This window comes from Streptomyces sp. NPDC046915 (genome assembly GCF_040644935.1).
Taxonomy (GTDB): domain Bacteria; phylum Actinomycetota; class Actinomycetes; order Streptomycetales; family Streptomycetaceae; genus Streptomyces.
Map to the genome: position 1 here is coordinate 157013 of NZ_JBEYXB010000007.1, position 19907 is coordinate 176919.

The following is a 19907-nucleotide window of genomic DNA, read 5'->3' on the forward strand; positions in this document are numbered from 1 at the left end:
CTCGCCCACACGCCGCGGCACAGCCGCGTGCGCCTACGCTGGTCCGCATGCCCACGTTGATCCTCGTAAGGCACGGGCGGTCCACCGCCAACACCGCCGGGCTGCTCGCCGGCTGGACGCCCGGCGTCGCCCTGGACGAGCGCGGGGCCGCGCAGGCCGCCGCGCTGCCCGGGCGGCTCGACGGGCTGCCCCTCTCGGAAGTCGTCAGCAGCCCCCTGCAACGCTGCCAGGAGACCCTCCAACCGCTGCTGGACGCCCGGCCGGGCCTGCGTCCGCACACCGACGAACGGATCGGTGAGTGCCACTACGGCGACTGGTCCGGCCGCAAGCTCGCCGAGCTCATGGACGAGCCGCTGATGCAGGTGGTGCAGTCGCACCCGTCGGCGGCCGCGTTCCCCGGCGGCGAGTCCATGCGCGCGATGCAGACCCGCGCGGCCGAGGCCGTACGGGAGTGGAACGCGCGCGTGGAGCGCGACCACGGGGCCGACGCTGTGTATCTCATGTGTTCCCACGGTGACATCATCAAGTCTCTCGTCGCGGACGCGCTCGGGCTGCACCTCGACCTCTTCCAGCGGATCTCCGTGGAACCGTGTTCCATCACCGCGATCCGTTACACCCGCCTCAGGCCGTTTCTCGTTCGTCTCGGGGACACCGGGGATTTCGCCTCCCTTGCGCCGCGCGAGGAACCCGCTGGGGATGACGCACCGGTGGGAGGTGGTGCGGGCGCACCGTGATCGTCGGGCGCAGTAGGGTGAAGCGTCGCGTTCGCACACAGCCCCCTCACGCACTCCCGATTCGCACTCTCGATCCAATGGAGACAGGACGTGTCCCGTCAGGTGTTCCTCTACGACCCCCCGGACCGCTTCGTGGCCGGCACGGTGGGGCTGCCCGGGCGCCGTACGTTCTTCCTCCAGGCCTCCGCCGGCCCCCGGGTGACCAGCGTGATCCTGGAGAAGACCCAGGTCGCCGCGCTCGCCGAGCGCATGGACGAGCTCCTCGACGAGGTCGTACGCCGCAGCGGCGGCCAGGCCCCGGTCCCGGCGGTGGCCCCGTCCGAGGTCTCCGACACCGAACCGCTGGAGTCTCCCGTCGAGGAGGAGTTCCGTGTCGGCACCATGGCGCTGGCCTGGGACGGCGAGGAACAGCGGATGATCGTCGAGGCCCAGGCCCTGGTGGAGCTGGACGCCGACTCCGAGGAGGACCTCGCCGAGGCCGAGGAGCGGCTGCTCCAGGACGAGGAGAACGGCCCCCCGATGCTGCGGGTCCGGCTCACCGGCTCGCAGGCCAGGGCCTTCGCCAAGCGTGCCCTCGACGTCGTGAACGCCGGGCGGCCGCCGTGCCCGCTGTGCAGCCTCCCGCTCGACCCGGAAGGACATGTATGTCCGCGCCAGAACGGATACCGCCGCGGAGCGTGACCGGCGCCGCCCTCCTCGCCGTAGGTGAGCTGACCGTGCGCGGCCGCATCCGCGACGCCTCCAACGCGGCCCTGTACTGCACGGTGGCCCACGACGGCCAGGAAGCCACCTGCGTGTACAAGCCGGTCGCCGGGGAACGCCCGCTGTGGGACTTCCCCGACGGCACCCTCGCCGAGCGCGAGGTGGCCGCGTACGAGGTCTCCGAGGCGACCGGCTGGGGCCTGGTGCCGCCCACCGTGCTGCGCGACGGACCGTACGGCGAGGGGATGGTCCAGCTGTGGGTCGAAGCGACCCCCGACGCCGAACTGCTCGCCCTGGTGGACGCTGAGGAGCCGGAGCCGGGCTGGAAGGCCATCGGCTTCGCCGAGGTCGGTGAGGGACGGACCGCGCTGCTCGTGCACGCCGACGACGAGCGGCTGCGGCGCCTCGCGGTGCTGGACGCCGTGATCAACAACGCCGACCGCAAGGGCGGTCACCTGCTGCCCACCCCCGGCGGACAGTTGTACGGGATCGACCACGGGGTCACCTTCAACGTTGAGAACAAGCTGCGGACCCTGCTGTGGGGCTGGGCCGGCGAGCCGCTCACCGCCGAGGCCGTCGGCGTCCTGAAAGGCCTCAAGGACGCCATGGCCGACGGAGGCATCCTGGGCGCGCGCCTGGCCGGTCTGATCACGGCCGCCGAACTGGACGCCACACGCGCGCGGGTCGATGCGCTGCTCACCTCCGGCAAGCACCCGGAGCCGAGCGGCGAGTGGCCGGCGATTCCCTGGCCACCGGTGTGAGCACACCGGGGACCGGAACACAAGATCGCCTTTCCGGCCGTCCGGCCCGATCCGGTTCGTTCCCGCCACTCGCGGGCGGTTAGGCTCATGTACATGCATGCCTGGCCCGCTTCCGAGGTCCCCGCCCTGCCTGGTCAGGGTCGCGACCTGAGGATCCACGACACCGCGACCGGTGGTCCCGTCACCCTCGCCCCCGGTCCCGTCGCCCGTCTCTACGTCTGCGGCATCACCCCGTACGACGCCACGCACATGGGGCACGCGGCGACCTACAACGCGTTCGACCTGGTGCAGCGCGTGTGGCTCGACACCAAGCGGCAGGTTCACTACGTCCAGAACGTCACCGACGTCGACGACCCGCTGCTGGAGCGGGCCGAGCGGGACGGCGTCGACTGGGCCGCCCTCGCGGAGAAGGAGACGGCCCTCTTCCGCGAGGACATGACCGCCCTCAGGATGCTTCCTCCGCGGCACTACATAGGCGCCGTCGAGGCGATACCCGGCATAGTCCCGCTCGTGGAGCGGCTGCGCGACCTGGGCGCGGCCTACGACCTCGAGGGCGACATCTACTTCTCCGTCGAGTCCGACCCGAACTTCGGCAAGGTCTCGAACCTCGACGCCGCGGCCATGAGGCTGCTGTCCGCCGAGCGCGGTGGCGACCCCGACCGGCCCGGCAAGAAGAACTCGCTCGACCCGATGCTGTGGATGGCCGCCCGCGAGGGCGAGCCCAGCTGGGACGGCGGCTCGCTGGGCCGTGGCCGGCCCGGCTGGCACATCGAGTGCGTCGCCATCGCGCTGGACCACCTCGGCATGACCTTCGACGTCCAGGGCGGCGGCTCCGACCTGGCCTTCCCGCACCACGAGATGGGCGCCTCGCACGCCCAGGTGCTCACCGGCGAGTTCCCCATGGCCCGCGCGTACGTGCACGCCGGCATGGTCGCCCTGGACGGCGAGAAGATGTCGAAGTCCAAGGGCAACCTGGTCTTCGTCTCCCGGCTGCGGCGCGACGGAGTCGACCCCGCCGCCATCAGGCTCACCCTCCTCGCCCACCACTACCGGGCCGACTGGGAGTGGACCGACCAGGTGCTGGCGGACGCCCAGGACCGGCTCGGGAGGTGGCGTGCCGCCGTGTCACGGCCCGACGGACCGCCCGCCGAGGCGCTCGTCGAGGAGATCCGCGAGGCCCTCGCGAACGACCTCGACGCCCCGGCCGCCCTGGCCGCCGTCGACCGGTGGGCCGAGCTCCAGCACGAGCGGGGCGGCACCGACACCGGCGCCCCCGGCGTCGTCACCCGGGCCGTGGACGCGTTGCTGGGCGTGGCCCTGTAGCGCTCACGGCGTTCCGCGGGAGGCCGCGAGGACCGGTTACCGCGGAGGCTGACGCGCGGGCCGGAAGCCGACGGTGACGCGGAGGCCTCCGCCCGGCCGTGGGCGGGCGGTGAGCGCGGCGCGGTGTGCCTGGGCGATGGCGGCCACGATGGCGAGTCCGAGGCCGTGTCCGTCGGTCGGGTCGGTGCGCTCGGTGCCGAGGCGCTGGAACGGCTGGAACAGGCGGTCGATCTCGGTCGCGGGGATCGGGGCGCCGGTGTTGCCGACCGTGAGGCGGCCGGCGTCGCTCGTCTCGATCTCGACGGTTCCGCCGGGGATGTTGTGCCGCAGGGCGTTGCCGACCAGGTTCGTGACCAGGCTGGCGGCCAGACGCGGGTCGCCGGCCACCGTGGCCGGAGTGAGCGTGGCATCGATGCGGATGCCACGGCACTCGGCCTCCGCGTGGTGGTCCACCACGGTCCTCCGGGTGAGTTCGGCGAGGTCGAACCACTCCCAGTGGTCGATTCCCTGGTGGCCGCCGGCCAGGGTCAGCAGTGCGTCGATCAGGTGTTCCTGTTGCCCTGGGCCGGCCTGGCCGTGCTGTGCGGCTACACCGCGCTCGCCCTCGCCCTGGCCGCCGTCCTGCTGCGCCGGAGGGACGTATGACCACCGCACTGAACGCCGTACGCGCGGAGTGGACGAAACTGCGCACCACGCCCGGCCCGGCGTGGCTGCTCCTGGCCACCGCGACCGTCACCGTGGCGCTGGGCGCCACGGTGTCCCTCGTCGCCACCTGCCCGCGGGCCGGCTGCGGCACCGACGTCACCCGGCTCGTCCTCAGCGGGGTGTACCTGGGGCAGGTCCCGGTCGCGGTGCTGGCCGTGCTCACCGTCAGCGGCGAGTACAGCACCGCGCTGATCCGCACCACCCTGACCGCTGTCCCGAGCCGTCCGACGGTGCTGGCCGCCAAGGCGTTGGTGCTCGCCGTCGCGGTGGCCGCCGTCGGGAGTCTCACCCTGCTCGCGTCGCTGCTGGTCGCCCGGATCGTCGTGCCCCGTCACGGCTACGCGCTCCCACTCGCCGACGGGGCCGTCCTGCGGGCCTGCGCCGGCTCGGTCGGCTACCTGGTGCTCATCGCGATCCTCGGCCTGGGTGTCGCGGCGGTCGTGCGTGACTCCGCCGGCGCGATCGGAGCCGTTCTCGGACTGCTCCACCTCCCGCCGGTCCTCACCCAGTTGGTGACCGACCCGTACCTGCACCGCCTGCTCGAACAGGTCGCACCGATGAGCGCCGGACTGGCCGTCCAGGCCACCACGGACATACACCGGCTGCCCATCGGCCCCTGGGCCGGTCTGGGCGTGCTCGCCGCGTGGTCGGCCGGCACACTCCTCGCCGGCACGCTCCTGCTCCGAGGGCGCGACACATGACCGCACCAGGCGGCACGGTCGCGTTCAGTCCTCCGACGAGTCGTCGTCCTCGGGGTTCGGCTTGGGCGGCTTCGGCGGCCGGGTGCGGCCGCTGGGGTTGTCTCTCAGATACGAGGACGGCGACCCGTCCCCGCCGTCCGCCGTCGCGTGCCCTCCGGGCGGGTTGACGTCCCGGCGCCGCAGATACCGCTCGAACTCGCGGGCGATCGCCTCGCCCGACGCCTCCGGCAGCTCGGCGGTGTCCCGGGCCTCCTCCAGCGTCTGCACATACTCGGCGACCTCGCTGTCCTCGGCGGCCAGCTGGTCCACACCCACCTGCCAGGCGCGCGCGTCCTCCGGCAGCTCGCCCAGCGGGATACGCAGGTCGAGCAGGTCCTCCAGACGGTTGAGCAGGGCCAGCGTCGCCTTCGGGTTCGGCGGCTGCGACACATAGTGCGGGACCGCCGCCCACAGGGACACCGCCGGAACCCCGGCGTGCGTGCAGGCCTCCTGAAGGACGCCGACGATGCCCGTCGGACCCTCGTACTTGGTCTCCTCCAGGTCCATCCGGCGGGCCAGGTCCGCATCGGACGTGACCCCGCTGACCGGGACCGGACGCGTGTGCGGGGTGTCACCGAGCAGGGCGCCCAGGACGACCACCAGCTCGACCCCCAACTCGTGCGCGAAGCCCAGCAGCTCGTTGCAGAACGAGCGCCAGCGCATGGACGGTTCGATGCCGCGGACCAGCACCAGGTCGCGCGGCTTGTCGCCGCCGACCCGCACCACCGACAACCTTGTCGTCGGCCAGGTGATCTTGCGCACTCCGGCGTCCATGAACACCGTGGGGCGGTTCACCTGGAAGTCGTAGTAGTCCTCGGCGTCCAGCGCCGCGAACACCTCACCCTTCCACTCCCTCTCCAGATGCGCGACCGCGGTGGAGGCGGCGTCGCCGGCATCGTTCCAGCCTTCGAACGCGGCCACCATGACCGGGTCGATCAGCTCGGGAACCCCCTCGAGCTCGATCACCCAGCGCCTCCTTCCGACGTGCCCTCGCGTACGTCCCAACCTTACGGCGTCCGACGGGGGCGCCCGCAGCCCCCTTGCGAGGGGGAGTGAACGGATCACTGCCCCGATCACCACCGCGGAACACCCCTCGACAGAGGGCATCCTCACCACTTTCGCGCGGGTTGCGCACAGGGGCTTCACAAGGGTGTGTCACAGGGTGCTGCGCAGCCACTGCTCCACGCTCGCGATGTGCACGGTCGCCCAGGAACGGGCCGCCTCCGCGTCCCGGTCGCGCAGGGCCGCCAGGATCGCGCGGTGCTCGCGCAGGGTGCGGCTGACCGCGTCCTCCTGGGTCAGGCCGCGCCAGATCCGGGCCCGGGTGGTCGGCCCCGACAGGCCGTCCAGCAGCGAGCACAGCACCGAGTTGCCGGAGCCGCGCACGATGCTCCGGTGGAACTCCAGGTCGCAGGCGACGAGTTCCTCCACCGAGGGCGCGGCGCCCAGGGCGTCCAACTGCGCGCTCAGCGCGTCCAGTTGCTGCTCACTGATCCGCGAGGCCGCCATCGCCGTGGCGGCCGGTTCCAGGATCCGGCGCACCGCCAGGAACTCCAGCACCGTGTCGTCGCGGTGGAAGTCGACGACGAAGCTCAGCGCCTCCAGCAGCAGTTGGGGATCCAGGCTGGTGACATACGTCCCGTCGCCCTGCCGCACGTCCAGGATCCGGATCAACGACAGCGCCCGCACGGCCTCCCGCAGGGAGTTGCGCGACAGCCCCAGCTCGGCGGCGAGCTCGCTCTCCTTCGGCAGCCGGTCGCCGGGCCGCAGCGCACCGGAGACGATCATTCCCTTGATCTTCTCGATCGCCTCGTCGGTGACCGCCATGGTGGGCCTCCCTGTCGCTCAGACCTCCGATGTGTCAGCACATTATGGGGGCAGATCACCAGGTCCGGCGGTCGCGACCGCGCACACGAAAGGGGCGGCTCCATCGGCGTGGAGCCGCCCCTCCCGGTTCCCGGCCCCGGTGCGGCGAGGGCCGGTCGGCGATGCCGGCCCTGGTCAGGGAAAGAGCCGGTCACCGTGGCCTGCTTGCTTCCTGCTCACTTCTTGTCGAGCAGGTCCTGCACCTTCGCGCGGACCTCGTCCGTGGCCAGGCCGCGGATCGTCAGCGTCGTCCGGCGGCGCAGCACGTCGTCCGGCGTCTCGGCCCACTCGTGGTCGCGGGCGTAGACGACCTGCGCCCAGATCTCCGGGGCGTCCGGGTGGACGCGCTCGGCCAGCTCCGGGTTGTCGTTGGCCAGCCGGGCGATGTCGAAGGCCAGCGAGCCGTAGTGGGTGGCCAGGTGCCGGGCGGTGTCGGCGGCCATGCGCGGGCCCGGCGCCGGGTGGTCCACCAGCAGGCGGTGGGCCACCGCGCGCGGGTTGGCGACGCCGGGCAGCGGCAGCTTCTTCGGCAGGGAGGAAATCGGCTCGAAGTCGTCGCCCAGCGGCTGACCCGGCAGCGATTCCAGCTTCTGCATGACCGTACGGCCGATGTGCCGGAAGGTCGTCCACTTGCCGCCCGCGACGGACAGCATGCCGCCCTTGCCCTCGGTGACGACGGTCTCGCGCTTGGCCTTGGCGGTGTCGCCCGGACCGCCGGGCAGCACCCGCAGTCCGGCGAAGGCGTAGGTGATCAGGTCACGGCTGAGCTGCTGGTCCCGGACGGAGAACGCGGCCTCGTCCAGTATCTGGGCTATGTCCTTGTCGTTGACCGCGACGTCCGCCGGGTCGCCCTCGTACTCCTCGTCGGTGGTGCCGAGCAGCAGCATGTCCTCCCAGGGGAGGGCGAAGGTGATGCGGTACTTGTCGATCGGCGTGGCGAGCGCGGCCTTCCAGGGGGAGGTGCGCTTGAGCACCAGGTGCGCGCCCTTCGACAGCCGGATGGACGGCGCCGCGTTCGCGTCCTCCATCCTGCGCAGGTGGTCGACCCACGGGCCGGTCGCGTTCAGCACCAGACGGGCGTTGACGCCGAACTCGTCGCCGGAGGTGCGGTCGCGCAGGTCGGCGCCCGTCACCCGGCCCTTGGTGAAGCGCAGACCGGTGACCTCGGCGTGGTTGAGGACGGCCGCGCCCGCGTCGACGGCCGCGCGGACCGTCATCAGCGCCATGCGCGAGTCGTTCATCTGGTCGTCGCCGTACACGGCCACGGCCTTGAGGTTCTCGGTGCGCAGTTCGGGCACGTCCTGCGCGGCCTTCGCCGGGCTCAGCAGGTGGCCGACGCCGTCACCGAAGGCGGAGAGCGCGGAGTAGGCGAACACGCCCGCGCCGAGCTTCGCCGCGCCGTGCGGGCCCCCCTTGTACACGGGGAGGTAGAAGGTGAGCGGGTTCGCCAGGTGGGGGGCCACCTGGCGGGAGACCGCACGGCGCTCGAAGTGGTTCTCCGCCACCAGCTTCACCGCGCCGGTCTGCAGGTAGCGCAGGCCGCCGTGGAGGAGCTTGGAGGAGGCGGAGGAGGTGGCGCCGGCGAAGTCGCCGGCGTCGACCAGTGCCACCCTGAGGCCGGACTGCGCGGCGTGCCAGGCGGTGGAGATGCCCAGGATGCCGCCGCCGATCACGAGAAGGTCGTACGACGCCTTGGAGAGCTGCTCCCTGGTCTCGGCCCGGCTCGGGAGGGAGCCGGAGGCCGGGTGTGTCCCCAGGGCAGGTACGGGCTGCAGGGTGGACTGACTGGTCATTTCTGGTACTTACTCCTCGTCAGAGCTGTCTGGGCCGTCTCTAGCCGCTCAGCCCTCGTCCTCGATCCAGCCCATGGTCCGGTCGACGGCCTTGAGCCAGTTCTTGTACTCGCGGTCGCGGATGTCCGCGTCCATCTGGGGGGTCCACTCGGCGGCCCGGCGCCAGTTGGCGCGCAGTTCGTCCGTGCTGGACCAGAAGCCGACGGCCAGGCCGGCGGCGTAGGCGGCGCCGAGGCAGGTGGTCTCGGCGACCATCGGGCGCACCACCGGTGCGTCCAGAACGTCGGCGAGGGTCTGCATCAGCAGGTTGTTGGAGGTCATGCCGCCGTCGACCTTCAGGGCCACCAGCTCGTCGCCGGAGTCCTTGACCATGGCGTCGGCGATCTCGCGGGTCTGCCAGGCGGTCGCCTCCAGGACCGCGCGGGCGAGGTGCGCCTTGGTGACGTACCGGGTCAGGCCGGCGATCACACCGCGGGCGTCGGAGCGCCAGTGCGGGGCGAACAGGCCGGAGAAGGCCGGTACGAAGTAGGCGCCGCCGTTGTCCTCGACCGAGAGCGCGAGCGTCTCGATCTCGGCCGCGGTGGAGATCAGGCCCATCTGGTCCCGCATCCACTGCACCAGGGAGCCGGTGACCGCGATCGAGCCCTCCAGCGCGTAGACCGTCGGCTGGTCGCCGATCTTGTAGCCGACCGTGGTCAGCAGGCCCGCGTAGGAGTTGATGATCTTGTCACCGGTGTTCATCACCATGAAGGTGCCGGTGCCGTAGGTGGACTTGGTCTCGCCCTCGGAGAAGCAGGTCTGGCCGAACAGGGCCGCCTGCTGGTCGCCGAGCGCGGAGGCGACCGGGATACCGCCGAGCAGGTCGCCGAGCTTGCCGCCGGTGACCTCGCCGTAGATCTCGGCGGAGGAACGGATCTCGGGCAGGATCTGGAGCGGCACGCCGATCGACTCGGCGATCTTGTCGTCCCACTGCATCGTGTGCAGGTTCATCAGGAGGGTACGGGAGGCGTTGGTGACGTCGGTGACGTGCTTGCCGCCGTTGACACCACCGGTCAGGTTCCAGATGACCCAGGTGTCCATGGTGCCGAAGAGGATGTCGCCCGCCTCGGCGCGCGCCTGGAGGCCGTCGACGTTGTCGAGCAGCCAGCGGGCCTTGGGGCCGGCGAAGTAGGAGGCCAGCGGCAGACCGGTCTCGCGGCGGAAGCGGTCCTGGCCGACGTTGCGGCCGAGCTCCCGGCACAGGGCGTCGGTGCGGGTGTCCTGCCAGACAAGGGCGTTGTAGACGGGCTCACCGGTGTTCTTGTCCCACAGCACGGTGGTCTCGCGCTGGTTGGTGATGCCGATGGCCTTGATGTCGTCGCGGGTGATGCCGGCCTTCTGGATGGCTCCGGCGACGACCTCCTGGACGTTGGTCCAGATCTCGTTGGCGTTGTGCTCGACCCAGCCCGGCTTCGGGAAGATCTGCTCGTGCTCCTTCTGGTCGACCGAGACGATACGGCCGTCCTTGTCGAAGACGATGCAGCGGCTGGAGGTCGTGCCCTGGTCGATGGCTGCGATGAAGGGGCCTGCGGTGTGAGCGTCGGTCACTGTGTGCTCCTGAGGAATCCGTGGTTAAGGGGCGTTACGTACGGCGCGTGTTCGTAGGTGGGGGCCCGGGCCGCCGGAGAGCGGCCCGGGGCCCGCTAGGCGAACGCGACGTTGTAGATGCCTGCGGCGATCGCGCCGCCGATCAGTGGACCGACCACCGGGATCCAGGCGTAGCTCCAGTCGGAGCCGCCCTTGTTGGGCAGGGGCAGGAGGGCGTGCACGATACGCGGACCGAGGTCACGGGCCGGGTTGATCGCGTAGCCCGTGGGGCCGCCGAGGGACAGACCGATGGAGACGACCACCAGCGCGGTGATCAGCGCACCCAGGGTGCCCAGGCCGTTGCCCTTGTCGTTCAGGCCCTGCGTGAGGACGGCGAGCACCAGCACGACGGTGCCGATGATCTCCGTGGCGAGGTTCTGCACCGCGTGCCGGATCTCCGGACCGGTGGAGAAGATGCCCAGGACCGGGCCGGCGCCCTTCTCCTGGGCCTCGACGGCCTTGGCCGCCGTGGCCTGCGCACCCGGACCGCCGACGATCTCCTTGTCGGTGAGGTGCGCCCGGAACTGACCGTAGTAGGCCACCCAGACCAGGCTCGCGCCGATCATGGCGCCGAGCAGCTGACCGCCCCAGTAGGTGGGGAGGTTGCTGAAGTCCTTGTCCTTGATCGCGAGCGCGAGGGTCACGGCCGGGTTCAGATGGGCGCCGGAGAGCGGCGCCGAGGTGTAGACAGCCGTCAGAACGGCGAAACCCCACCCGAAGGTGATGGCGAGCCAGCCGGCGTTACGGGCCTTTGAGGCCTTCAGCGTCACGGCGGCGCAGACGCCGCCGCCGAGCAGGATGAGTATGGCGGTACCGATGGTCTCGCCGATGAAGATGTCGGAGCTGGACACCCGCGACTCCTTTGTCCTTCGTCCAGGGAAGCCGAACCCCGGGTCCCTCCGGGGGTTCAGCGCCCTCAGGGGGTGAGAGCGATGCCGGCCCTTGGCGTTGTCACACTCTAGCGCGTATTGCCGGTAGGTGTTCGACAATGCCGACCGATGGACGGGAGTCTTGCTCCGGCCTCAGCCACGCGTCAAGGGTTCTGTTATCGAATATGCGATCGTTATTGATCGCGGTGAGTTATCGATCTGCGGACGCGTGAAGCGTGGGTATGCCTGTTATGCCCCTTTCAGGGTATGGCGAGAGCCGGAACGCCGCTCAGCGTTCCGGCTCATACCCCGTTGGCCCTGTGCGGCCTCGTGCGGCGCTCCCGGCGCTCAGAACCGCCCGGCGCCCAGGTCCCGTGACACCGCGCGGGCGCAGTCCCGCACCGCGGCGACCAGCTCGGGACGCAGCTCCCCGTCGCGGCACATCCGCTCCACGGCGCCGGTGATCCCCACCGCGCCCACCGGCATCCGCCGCCGGTTGTGGATGGGCGCGGCCACCGAGGCCACGCCCTCCCAGGTCTCCTCCACGTCGGCCGCGTAGCCACGCGCGCGTGTGAGGTCGAGGATGTGCTCGAAGTCGGCCCAGTCGCACGTCGTGCGGTCCGTGAAGGCCTTCCGGTCGGCCTCCAGCGCCTCGCTGTGCGCGACCGGGTCGTACGCCGACAGCACCTTGCCCAGGGCCGTGGAGTGCAGCGGCTGCATGGCCCCGATCTCCAGCACCTGCCGGCTGTCGTCGGGCCGGAAGACATGGTGCACGATCAGGACGCCCTGCTGGTGGAGCACGCCCAGGTAGACGCTCTCCCCGCTGGAGCGGGCCAGGTCGTCGGTCCACACCAGGGCCCGCGCCCGTAGTTCGTGCACGTCCAGATACGTGGTCCCCAGCCGCAGCAGCTCCGCGCCCAGCTGGTAGCGCCCGGAGGCGTCGTCCTGCTCCACGAAACCCTCCTGCTGGAGGGTGCGCAGGATGCCGTGGGCGGTGCCCTTGGCGAGGCCCAGCGAGGAGGCGATGTCCGACAGGCCGAGCCGTCGCTCGCCGCCCGCGAGCAGCCGCAGCATCGCGGCCGCCCGTTCGAGCGACTGGATGTTCCGTGCCATCGCCGTACTGCCTCCGTCCCCTTCGTCCGTCACCGCGCACGTCAACCGACGCCGTTCGGCAATGTCGAACACTACCGGTCCATGACGACCGCTCGCCAATGGTCGGTCGGTACTTGTTACGTCACACGTGGTCCGGACGTGGCTCACAGGCCACACTCGTCCGCCTCGTGGACGCCATGCCCATCCAAGCCCACTCCCGGTTAGGCTGGCGCCGTGCGTCTTCCCCGGGCCTGCCCGGGAAACCGCATAGCCGACAGCCGTCGCATCCCAGGGAGCCCCTATATGGCCTCGTCGCCGCTGACCCCTTCCACCGACAGCCGGACCCGCGTGTCCGCGCTCCGAGAGGCACTCGCCACCCGCGTGGTGGTCGCCGACGGAGCCATGGGCACGATGCTCCAGGCGCAGGAGCCGACGCTCGAGGACTTCGAGAATCTCGAGGGTTGCAACGAGATCCTCAACCTCACCCGGCCGGACATCGTCCGTTCGGTCCACGAGGCGTACTTCGCCGTGGGCGTGGACTGTGTGGAGACCAACACCTTCGGCGCGAACCAGGCGGCGATGGCGGAGTACGACATCGCCGACCGGGTGTACGAGCTGTCGGAGGCGGGCGCCCGCATCGCCCGCGAGGTGGCGGACGAGTTCGGCGCCGGGGACGGCCGGCAGCGATGGGTGCTCGGCTCGATCGGCCCGGGCACGAAGCTGCCCACGCTCGGCCACGTCGCGTACACGACGATCCGGGACGGCTTCCAGGCGAACGCCGAGGGCCTGCTCGCGGGCGGCGCCGACGCGCTGATCGTCGAGACCACCCAGGACCTGCTCCAGACCAAGGCCTCCGTCCTGGGCGCCCGCCGCGCCATGGAGGCCACCGGCACCGAGGTCCCCCTGCTCTGTTCGATGGCCTTCGAGACCACCGGCACCATGCTGCTGGGCTCGGAGATCGGTGCGGCCCTGACGGCGCTGGAGCCGCTGGGCATCGACATGATCGGCCTGAACTGCTCCACGGGCCCGGCCGAGATGAGCGAGCACCTGCGCTACCTCACCCGGCACTCCCGCATCCCGCTGTTGTGCATGCCGAACGCGGGTCTGCCGGTCCTGACGAAGGACGGCGCGCACTTCCCGCTCGGCCCCGAGGGCCTGGCGGACGCGCAGGAGAACTTCGTACGGGACTACGGCCTGTCCCTGATCGGCGGCTGCTGCGGCACCACCCCCGAGCACCTGCGCCAGGTCGTCGAGCGCGTCCGCGACGTCGCCCCGTCCCAGCGCGATCCCCGGCCCGAGCCGGGCGCGGCCTCGCTCTACCAGTCCGTTCCGTTCCGGCAGGACACGTCCTACCTGGCGATCGGTGAGCGGACCAACGCCAACGGGTCGAAGAAGTTCCGCGAGGCCATGCTCGCGGGCCGCTGGGACGACTGCGTGGAGATCGCGCGGGAGCAGATCCGTGAGGGCGCGCACATGCTCGACCTCTGCGTGGACTACGTCGGCCGCGACGGCGTCGCCGACATGAAGGAGCTGGCGGGCCGCTTCGCCACCGCCTCCACCCTGCCGATCGTGCTGGACTCCACCGAGGTCGACGTCATCGAGGCGGGCCTGGAGAAGCTGGGCGGACGCGCGGTCATCAACTCGGTCAACTACGAGGACGGCGACGGCCCCGAGTCCCGCTTCGCCCGGGTCACCCGGCTGGCCGGGGAGCACGGCGCGGCGCTGATCGCGCTGACCATCGACGAGGAGGGCCAGGCCCGCACCCCGGAGAAGAAGGTCGAGATCGCCGAACGGCTGATCGAGGACCTGACGGGCAACTGGGGCATCCACGAGTCGGACATCCTCATCGACACCCTGACCTTCACCATCTGTACCGGTCAGGAGGAGTCCCGCAAGGACGGCATCGCCACCATCGAGGCGATCCGGGAGCTGAAGCGGCGCCACCCCGACGTACAGACCACCCTCGGCCTGTCGAACATCTCCTTCGGCCTCAACCCGGCCGCGCGGATCCTGCTGAACTCCGTCTTCCTCGACGAGTGCGTCAAGGCGGGTCTGGACTCGGCGATCGTGCACGCGTCGAAGATCCTGCCGATCGCCCGCTTCAGCGAGGAAGAGGTGCAGACCGCTCTCGACCTGATCCACGACCGCCGCACCGAGGGCTACGACCCCCTCCAGAAGCTGATGCAGCTCTTCGAGGGCGCCACCGCCAAGTCGCTGAAAGCGGGCAAGGCCGAGGAGCTGGCCGCCCTCCCGCTGGAGGAGCGCCTCAAGCGCCGCATCATCGACGGCGAGCGCAACGGCCTGGAGGCCGACCTCGACGCGGCCCTCGAGACCCGGCCTGCCCTGGACATCGTCAACGCGACCCTGCTGGACGGGATGAAGGTGGTCGGCGAGCTGTTCGGCTCCGGCCAGATGCAGCTGCCGTTCGTGCTCCAGTCCGCCGAGGTGATGAAGGCCGCCGTCGCCTATCTCGAGCCGCACATGGAGAAGTCGGACGCCGAGGGCAAGGGCACCATCGTCCTGGCCACCGTCCGCGGTGACGTCCACGACATCGGCAAGAACCTGGTGGACATCATCCTGTCCAACAACGGCTACAACGTGGTCAACCTGGGCATCAAGCAGCCCGTCTCGGCGATCCTGGAGGCGGCCGACGAGCACCGGGCCGACGTGATCGGCATGTCCGGGCTGCTGGTGAAGTCCACGGTGATCATGAAGGAGAACCTGGAGGAGCTCAACCAGCGCGGCCTCTCGGCCGACTACCCGGTCATCCTGGGCGGTGCCGCCCTCACCCGGGCCTACGTGGAGCAGGATCTGCACGAGATCTACCAGGGCGAGGTCCGCTACGCCCGGGACGCGTTCGAGGGCCTGCACCTGATGGACGCGCTGATCGGCGTCAAGCGAGGGGTGCCGGGGGCGAAGCTGCCGGAGCTGCGGCAGCGCCGGGTGCGGGCGGCGGCCGGCGTCGAGGTCGAGGAGCGGCCCGAGGAAGGGCACGTCCGTTCCGATGTCGCCACCGACAACCCGGTGCCGACCCCGCCGTTCTGGGACACCCGGGTGGTCAAGGGCATCCAGCTGAGGGAGTACGCCAGCTGGCTGGACGAGGGCGCGCTGTTCAAGGGGCAGTGGGGGCTGAAGCAGGCCCGCACCGGCGACGGGCCGACGTACGAGGAGCTCGTCGAGACCGACGGCCGCCCGCGCCTGCGCGGACTGCTGGACCGGCTCCAGACGGAGAACCTGCTTCAAGCCGCCGTCGTCCACGGCTACTTCCCGTGCGTGTCCAAGGACGACGACCTCATCATCCTCGACGAGCAGGGCAACGAGCGCACCCGCTTCACGTTCCCGCGCCAGCGGCGCGGCCGACGCCTCTGCCTGGCGGACTTCTTCCGCCCGGAGGAGTCCGGCGAGACGGACGTGGTCGGTCTGCAGGTGGTCACCGTCGGCTCCCGGATCGGCGAGGAGACGGCCAAGCTGTTCGAGTCCAACTCCTACCGTGACTACCTCGAACTCCACGGCCTCTCCGTGCAGTTGGCCGAGGCCCTGGCCGAGTACTGGCACGCCCGCGTCCGTTCGGAACTGGGCTTCGCGGGGGAGGACCCCAGCGCCATGGAAGACATGTTCGCGCTGAAGTACCGCGGCGCCCGCTTCTCCCTCGGCTACGGAGCCTGCCCCAACCTGGAGGACCGCGCCAAGATCGCCGAGCTCCTCCAGCCGGAGCGCATAGGCGTGCATCTGTCGGAGGAGTTCCAGCTGCACCCCGAACAGTCCACGGACGCGATCGTGATCCACCACCCCGAGGCCAAGTACTTCAACGCCCGCTGAGTCCGTTCGAGCAACGGACGGGGCCCGTCCCGGCGACGGGCCCCAAGCGGTGTACAAGGCGTTTCACCACCGAGAGTCGTACACTGGTCGATCCACCGCAGGCCGGTTCCCGCATGGGAGCCGGCCTGATCGCCCCTTCAGGAGGTGCGCCCCGATGACCAGCACGGTCCCCGCGCTCGGAACCCGTACGGCGGAAGGCTCAGCCCTCCAGGCGGTGCTGCTCGACATGGACGGCACCCTGGTGGACACCGAGGGCTTCTGGTGGGACGTCGAAGTGGAGATCTTCGCCCGTCTCGGCCACATCCTCGACGAGTCCTGGCGCCATGTCGTGGTCGGCGGGCCCATGGCCCGCAGCGCGGGCTTCCTCATCGAGGCCACCGGCGCCGACATCGCCCTCGCCGAGCTCAGCGTGCTGCTGAACGACGGATTCGAGGACCGCATCGGGCGTGCCCTGCCGCTGATGCCGGGCGCCGCCAGACTCCTCGCGGAACTGTACGAGCAGCAGATCCCGACGGCCCTGGTCTCCGCCTCGCACCGCCGCATCATCGACCGGGTGCTGACCTCGCTCGGACCCCAGCACTTCTCCCTGTCCATCGCCGGCGACGAGGTGTCGCGCACCAAGCCGCACCCGGACCCGTATCTGCTCGCGGCGGCCGGACTGGGGGTGGATCCGGCCAGATGCGCGGTCGTCGAGGACACCGCGACCGGGGTCGCGGCGGCCGAGGCCGCGGGCTGCCACGTGGTCGCGGTGCCCTCGGTCGCCCCCATCGCCCCGGCCACCCGGCGGACCGTGGTGACCTCCCTGGAAGAGGTCGACCTGGCATTTCTGCGCGGCCTGATGACGGAAATGCGCTAGCCGTTCACCCAGCGTACAAAGTCCATTGGACAAAATCCCGCCGCAGCACAGCCGAGCGCGTACCGCGGAATTCGAAGCAGGCCGCGCGACCGAATTTCACCACTGAACAACCGAGTTGGAAGTGTGACGTTCACCACTTCCCCAAGGATCGACATTCACGACGATGTGTGCTGCCCACCCCTGTTCGAGGGGAACTCGCGCGTCCTTGTGTCCCGATTCATGGAACGCTGCACTAATCCTGCCGCTGTCGGGTTTTCGGTGTGTCCGCGCCCGGTTTCACTGCGTGATGGGAACTCAACTCCGGCGGCTGTGAACCGTCCTGCGAGCGCGGACTAATCTCATTGGCGAGACCATCGCCCCTACCCCGTGATCCGCCGCAACACCCATGCATGCCGGGTACACGGATTCGAACAGCCCCTGGAGAAACCCGAGCATGAACCGCAAGACTTTGGTGCTGCCGGCCGTAGCCGGCCTGCTCGCGCCGGTGCTCGCCGCGTGCGGCGGAGACAGCAGCGGGAGCAAGAGCGGCGACGCGATCGTTGTCGGCACCACGGACAGGTTCACGGCCACCAAGGAAGCACCGGCCCCGCTCGACCCGGCCTACGCCTACGACGTCGGCACCTGGAACATCCTGCGCCAGACCGTGCAGACCCTGATGATCCAGCCCAAGGGCGAGGGTGACCCCGTACCCGAGGCCGCCGAGAGCTGTGGCTTCACCGACAGCGGCAACGAGCGCTACGCCTGCAAGCTGCGCGACGGGCTGAAGTTCGCCAACGGCGACGCCGTCACCGCCGGGGACGTGAAGTACTCGATCGAGCGTGCGCTGCGCATCAAGGTCGTCGGCGGTCCCGCCGCCCTGCTGTCCACCATCGACACCGTCGAGACGCAGGGCGACCGCGAGGTCATCTTCCACCTCAAGACCGCCGACGCCACCTTCCCGTACAAGCTGTCCACCCCGGTCGCGGGCATCGTGAACCCGAAGGACTACGACAAGGGCAAGCTGCGGGACGGCTTCTCGATGGACGGCTCCGGCCCCTACACCTTCTCGGCGGACGTCAAGGACGACGCGATCGACAGCATGACCTTCAGCAAGAACCCCAACTACAAGGGCAGTCTGAAGGTCAGCAACGACAAGGTGCAGATGCGTTCCTTCGCCGACGCCGACGCCATGGGCGCCGCGATCGACAAGGGTGACATCGACGTCATGACCCGCACCATGTCGCCGGCCCAGATCAACAAGCTCGACGCCGGCAAGGACGAGAACGTCGACCTCGTCGAGATGCCGGGTCTGGAAATCCGCTACCTCGCCTTCAACACCAACGCGTCCACGGTGAAGACCAAGGCGGTCCGCGAGGCCATGGCCCAGGTCATCAACCGCGGCGAGCTGGTCTCCAAGGTGTACGGCTCCCAGGCCGAGCCGCTGTACTCGCTGGTCCCGGCCACCGTCACGGGCCACTCCAACTCGTTCTTCAACAAGTACGGCGACCCCAGCGTCACCAAGGCCAAGTCGCTGCTGACGAAGGCCGGCATCGTCACCCCGGTGAAGCTGACCCTGCACTACACGACCGACCACTACGGCTCCGCCACCAAGCAGGAGTTCGAGGTCCTTCAGAAGCAGCTCAACAACAGCGGCCTGTTCGACGTCAGCATCCAGGGCGCGCCCTGGGCCACCTTCCGGCCCGCCGAACAGAAGGGCAAGTACGACGTCTACGGCATGGGCTGGTTCCCGGACTTCCCGGACGCCGACAACTTCCTCGCGCCGTTCCTCGACAAGGACAACACCCTCGGCTCGCCGTACGTCAACGCCAACATCCGCAACACCCTGATCCCGCAGTCCCGCCGCGAGGCCGACCGGCTCACCGCCTCCAAGAGCCTGACGGCGATCCAGGACACCGTCGCCGACGACGTCCCGATCCTGCCGCTGTGGCAGGGCAAGCAGTACGTCGCCGCGCGGTCCGACATCACGGGCACCTCCTACGCCCTGAACTCCTCCTCGACGCTCCAGCTGTGGGAGCTCGGCCGCGGTGTGAGCAGCTGACGCTCTCCCGCCTCCCGGGGCCGGTCCTGCCCGCTGCCGGCGGGGCCGGCGCATGAAGCCGGCACATGAAGGCGCCCCCTTCCTCTCGGGAAGGGGGCGCCCTTTCTTACCGGTCGTACGGCCCGCTACTGGGCGCCGGGGCGCACCAGCCCGCTCTCGTACGCGTACACCGCCGCCTGCACCCGGTCCCGCAGCCCCAGCTTGGTCAGCACATGGCCCACATGCGTCTTCACGGTCGTCTCGCTGACGAACAGGTCGGCGGCGATCTCGGCGTTCGACAGCCCCCGTGCCACCAGCTTCAGCACCTCGACCTCCCGGTCGGTCAGGGTGTGCAGCGTGTCCGGCACCGGTTCGTCGCCCGAGGGCAGATGCGTGGCGTACTTGTCCAGCAGCCGGCGCGTGATGCTCGGCGCGAGCATCGCCTCGCCGGCCGCCACCACCCGGATGGCCTGCACCAGTTCGTTGGCGGGCGCGTCCTTGAGCAGGAAGCCGCTCGCCCCGGCACGCAGCGCCTCCACCACGTACTCGTCCAGGTCGAACGTGGTCAGCACCAGCACCTTCGCCGGGCCGTCCCGACCGGGACCGGTGATCTGCCGGGTCGCCTCCACCCCGTCCATCCGCGGCATGCGGATGTCCATCAGCACCACATCCGGCTGAAGGGCGCGTACCTGGTCGAGAGCCTGGAGGCCGTCTCCGGCCTCGCCCACGACCGCGATGTCCTGCTCCGCCTCCAGGATCATCCGGAACCCTGTGCGCAGCAGCGGCTGGTCGTCGACCAGTAGGACGCGGATGGCCACGTAAGTCTCCTTCGCTAGTCCGGCCCCATTCTGCCCTGCGGCACGGCCCGCGACTCGGCCGCCCTCACCGGCAGCGACTGTGCCTCCCGGGGTGCAACCCCCGGATCCCCGGCCGAAGGCCCGTCGGCCGTCCTCACCGGCAGTGGCTGTGTCTCCCGGGTGCAACCCCCGGATCCCCGGCCGAAG

The 19907-nt window shown here is 70.3% G+C and carries 16 protein-coding genes; 8 read left to right on the forward strand and 8 right to left on the reverse strand.

Annotated features, from left to right (window positions below; genetic code table 11):
* The first annotated feature begins 47 nt into the window (after positions 1 to 47).
* The 4 genes from ABZ915_RS19725 to mshC all read left to right on the forward strand — a co-directional run bounded on the left by ABZ915_RS19725 (position 48) and on the right by mshC (position 3520).
* Positions 48 to 734: a histidine phosphatase family protein gene (locus ABZ915_RS19725; RefSeq protein ID WP_361804285.1), complete on the forward strand. Its 687-nt coding sequence runs from the start codon at positions 48 to 50 to the stop codon at positions 732 to 734.
* A 90-nt stretch (positions 735 to 824) separates the two neighbouring features.
* On the forward strand, positions 825 to 1415 hold the full coding sequence (locus tag ABZ915_RS19730; RefSeq protein ID WP_361804288.1) for a DUF3090 domain-containing protein: 591 nt from the start codon (positions 825 to 827) through the stop codon (positions 1413 to 1415).
* Positions 1379 to 2197: an SCO1664 family protein gene (locus ABZ915_RS19735; protein WP_361804291.1), complete on the forward strand. Its 819-nt coding sequence runs from the start codon at positions 1379 to 1381 to the stop codon at positions 2195 to 2197. The genes ABZ915_RS19730 and ABZ915_RS19735 overlap by 37 nt, the downstream gene beginning before the upstream one ends.
* A 93-nt stretch (positions 2198 to 2290) precedes the next feature.
* Positions 2291 to 3520 carry a cysteine--1-D-myo-inosityl 2-amino-2-deoxy-alpha-D-glucopyranoside ligase gene (gene mshC, locus ABZ915_RS19740; protein WP_361804294.1) on the forward strand — a complete coding sequence of 410 codons (1230 nt, stop codon included), beginning with the start codon at positions 2291 to 2293 and terminating at the stop codon, positions 3518 to 3520.
* 36 nt (positions 3521 to 3556) lie between these two features.
* On the opposite strand, the gene ABZ915_RS19745 is transcribed toward mshC, so the two are convergent.
* On the reverse strand, positions 3557 to 4174 hold the full coding sequence (locus tag ABZ915_RS19745; protein WP_361804297.1) for a HAMP domain-containing sensor histidine kinase: 618 nt from the start codon (positions 4172 to 4174) through the stop codon (positions 3557 to 3559).
* Here ABZ915_RS19745 and ABZ915_RS19750 point away from each other — a divergent pair.
* Positions 4162 to 4926, forward strand: coding sequence for an ABC transporter permease (locus ABZ915_RS19750; RefSeq protein ID WP_361804300.1), 765 nt, complete (start codon positions 4162 to 4164; stop codon positions 4924 to 4926). The two genes, ABZ915_RS19745 and ABZ915_RS19750, sit on opposite strands and share 13 nt — an antisense overlap.
* Before the next feature lie 24 nt (positions 4927 to 4950).
* On the opposite strand, the gene ABZ915_RS19755 is transcribed toward ABZ915_RS19750, so the two are convergent.
* From ABZ915_RS19755 to ABZ915_RS19780, 6 genes are all read right to left on the reverse strand, one after another.
* On the reverse strand, positions 4951 to 5931 hold the full coding sequence (locus ABZ915_RS19755; RefSeq protein ID WP_361804303.1) for a PAC2 family protein: 981 nt from the start codon (positions 5929 to 5931) through the stop codon (positions 4951 to 4953).
* A gap of 189 nt (positions 5932 to 6120) precedes the next feature.
* A complete protein-coding gene (locus ABZ915_RS19760) occupies positions 6121 to 6792 on the reverse strand; it encodes a FadR/GntR family transcriptional regulator (RefSeq protein WP_361804306.1) in 672 nt (223 codons plus the stop codon).
* Positions 6793 to 7007: 215 nt separating this feature from the next.
* Entirely contained in the window at positions 7008 to 8624 is a 1617-nt protein-coding gene (locus ABZ915_RS19765) for a glycerol-3-phosphate dehydrogenase/oxidase (RefSeq protein WP_361804309.1), read from the reverse strand.
* Between the two features lie 48 nt (positions 8625 to 8672).
* Positions 8673 to 10211 carry a glycerol kinase GlpK gene (glpK, locus tag ABZ915_RS19770; RefSeq protein ID WP_361804312.1) on the reverse strand — a complete coding sequence of 513 codons (1539 nt, stop codon included), beginning with the start codon at positions 10209 to 10211 and terminating at the stop codon, positions 8673 to 8675.
* 95 nt (positions 10212 to 10306) lie between these two features.
* On the reverse strand, positions 10307 to 11101 hold the full coding sequence (locus ABZ915_RS19775; RefSeq protein WP_361804315.1) for an MIP/aquaporin family protein: 795 nt from the start codon (positions 11099 to 11101) through the stop codon (positions 10307 to 10309).
* A 366-nt stretch (positions 11102 to 11467) separates the two neighbouring features.
* Complete coding sequence (locus tag ABZ915_RS19780) at positions 11468 to 12232, reverse strand: IclR family transcriptional regulator (protein WP_361804318.1); 765 nt, start codon at positions 12230 to 12232, stop codon at positions 11468 to 11470.
* 282 nt (positions 12233 to 12514) lie between these two features.
* On the opposite strand from ABZ915_RS19780, the gene metH reads away from it, so the two are divergent.
* The 3 genes from metH to ABZ915_RS19795 all read left to right on the forward strand — a co-directional run bounded on the left by metH (position 12515) and on the right by ABZ915_RS19795 (position 18924).
* On the forward strand, positions 12515 to 16030 hold the full coding sequence (metH, locus tag ABZ915_RS19785) for a methionine synthase (protein ID WP_361804321.1): 3516 nt from the start codon (positions 12515 to 12517) through the stop codon (positions 16028 to 16030).
* Between the two features lie 154 nt (positions 16031 to 16184).
* A complete protein-coding gene (locus ABZ915_RS19790) occupies positions 16185 to 16886 on the forward strand; it encodes an HAD family phosphatase (protein ID WP_361804324.1) in 702 nt (233 codons plus the stop codon).
* Between the two features lie 433 nt (positions 16887 to 17319).
* Complete coding sequence (locus tag ABZ915_RS19795) at positions 17320 to 18924, forward strand: ABC transporter substrate-binding protein (protein ID WP_361804327.1); 1605 nt, start codon at positions 17320 to 17322, stop codon at positions 18922 to 18924.
* A gap of 125 nt (positions 18925 to 19049) precedes the next feature.
* Here the strand turns inward: ABZ915_RS19795 and ABZ915_RS19800 are convergent, their stop codons facing one another.
* A complete protein-coding gene (locus tag ABZ915_RS19800) occupies positions 19050 to 19721 on the reverse strand; it encodes a response regulator transcription factor (RefSeq protein WP_020141342.1) in 672 nt (223 codons plus the stop codon).
* Positions 19722 to 19907 lie beyond the last annotated feature (186 nt).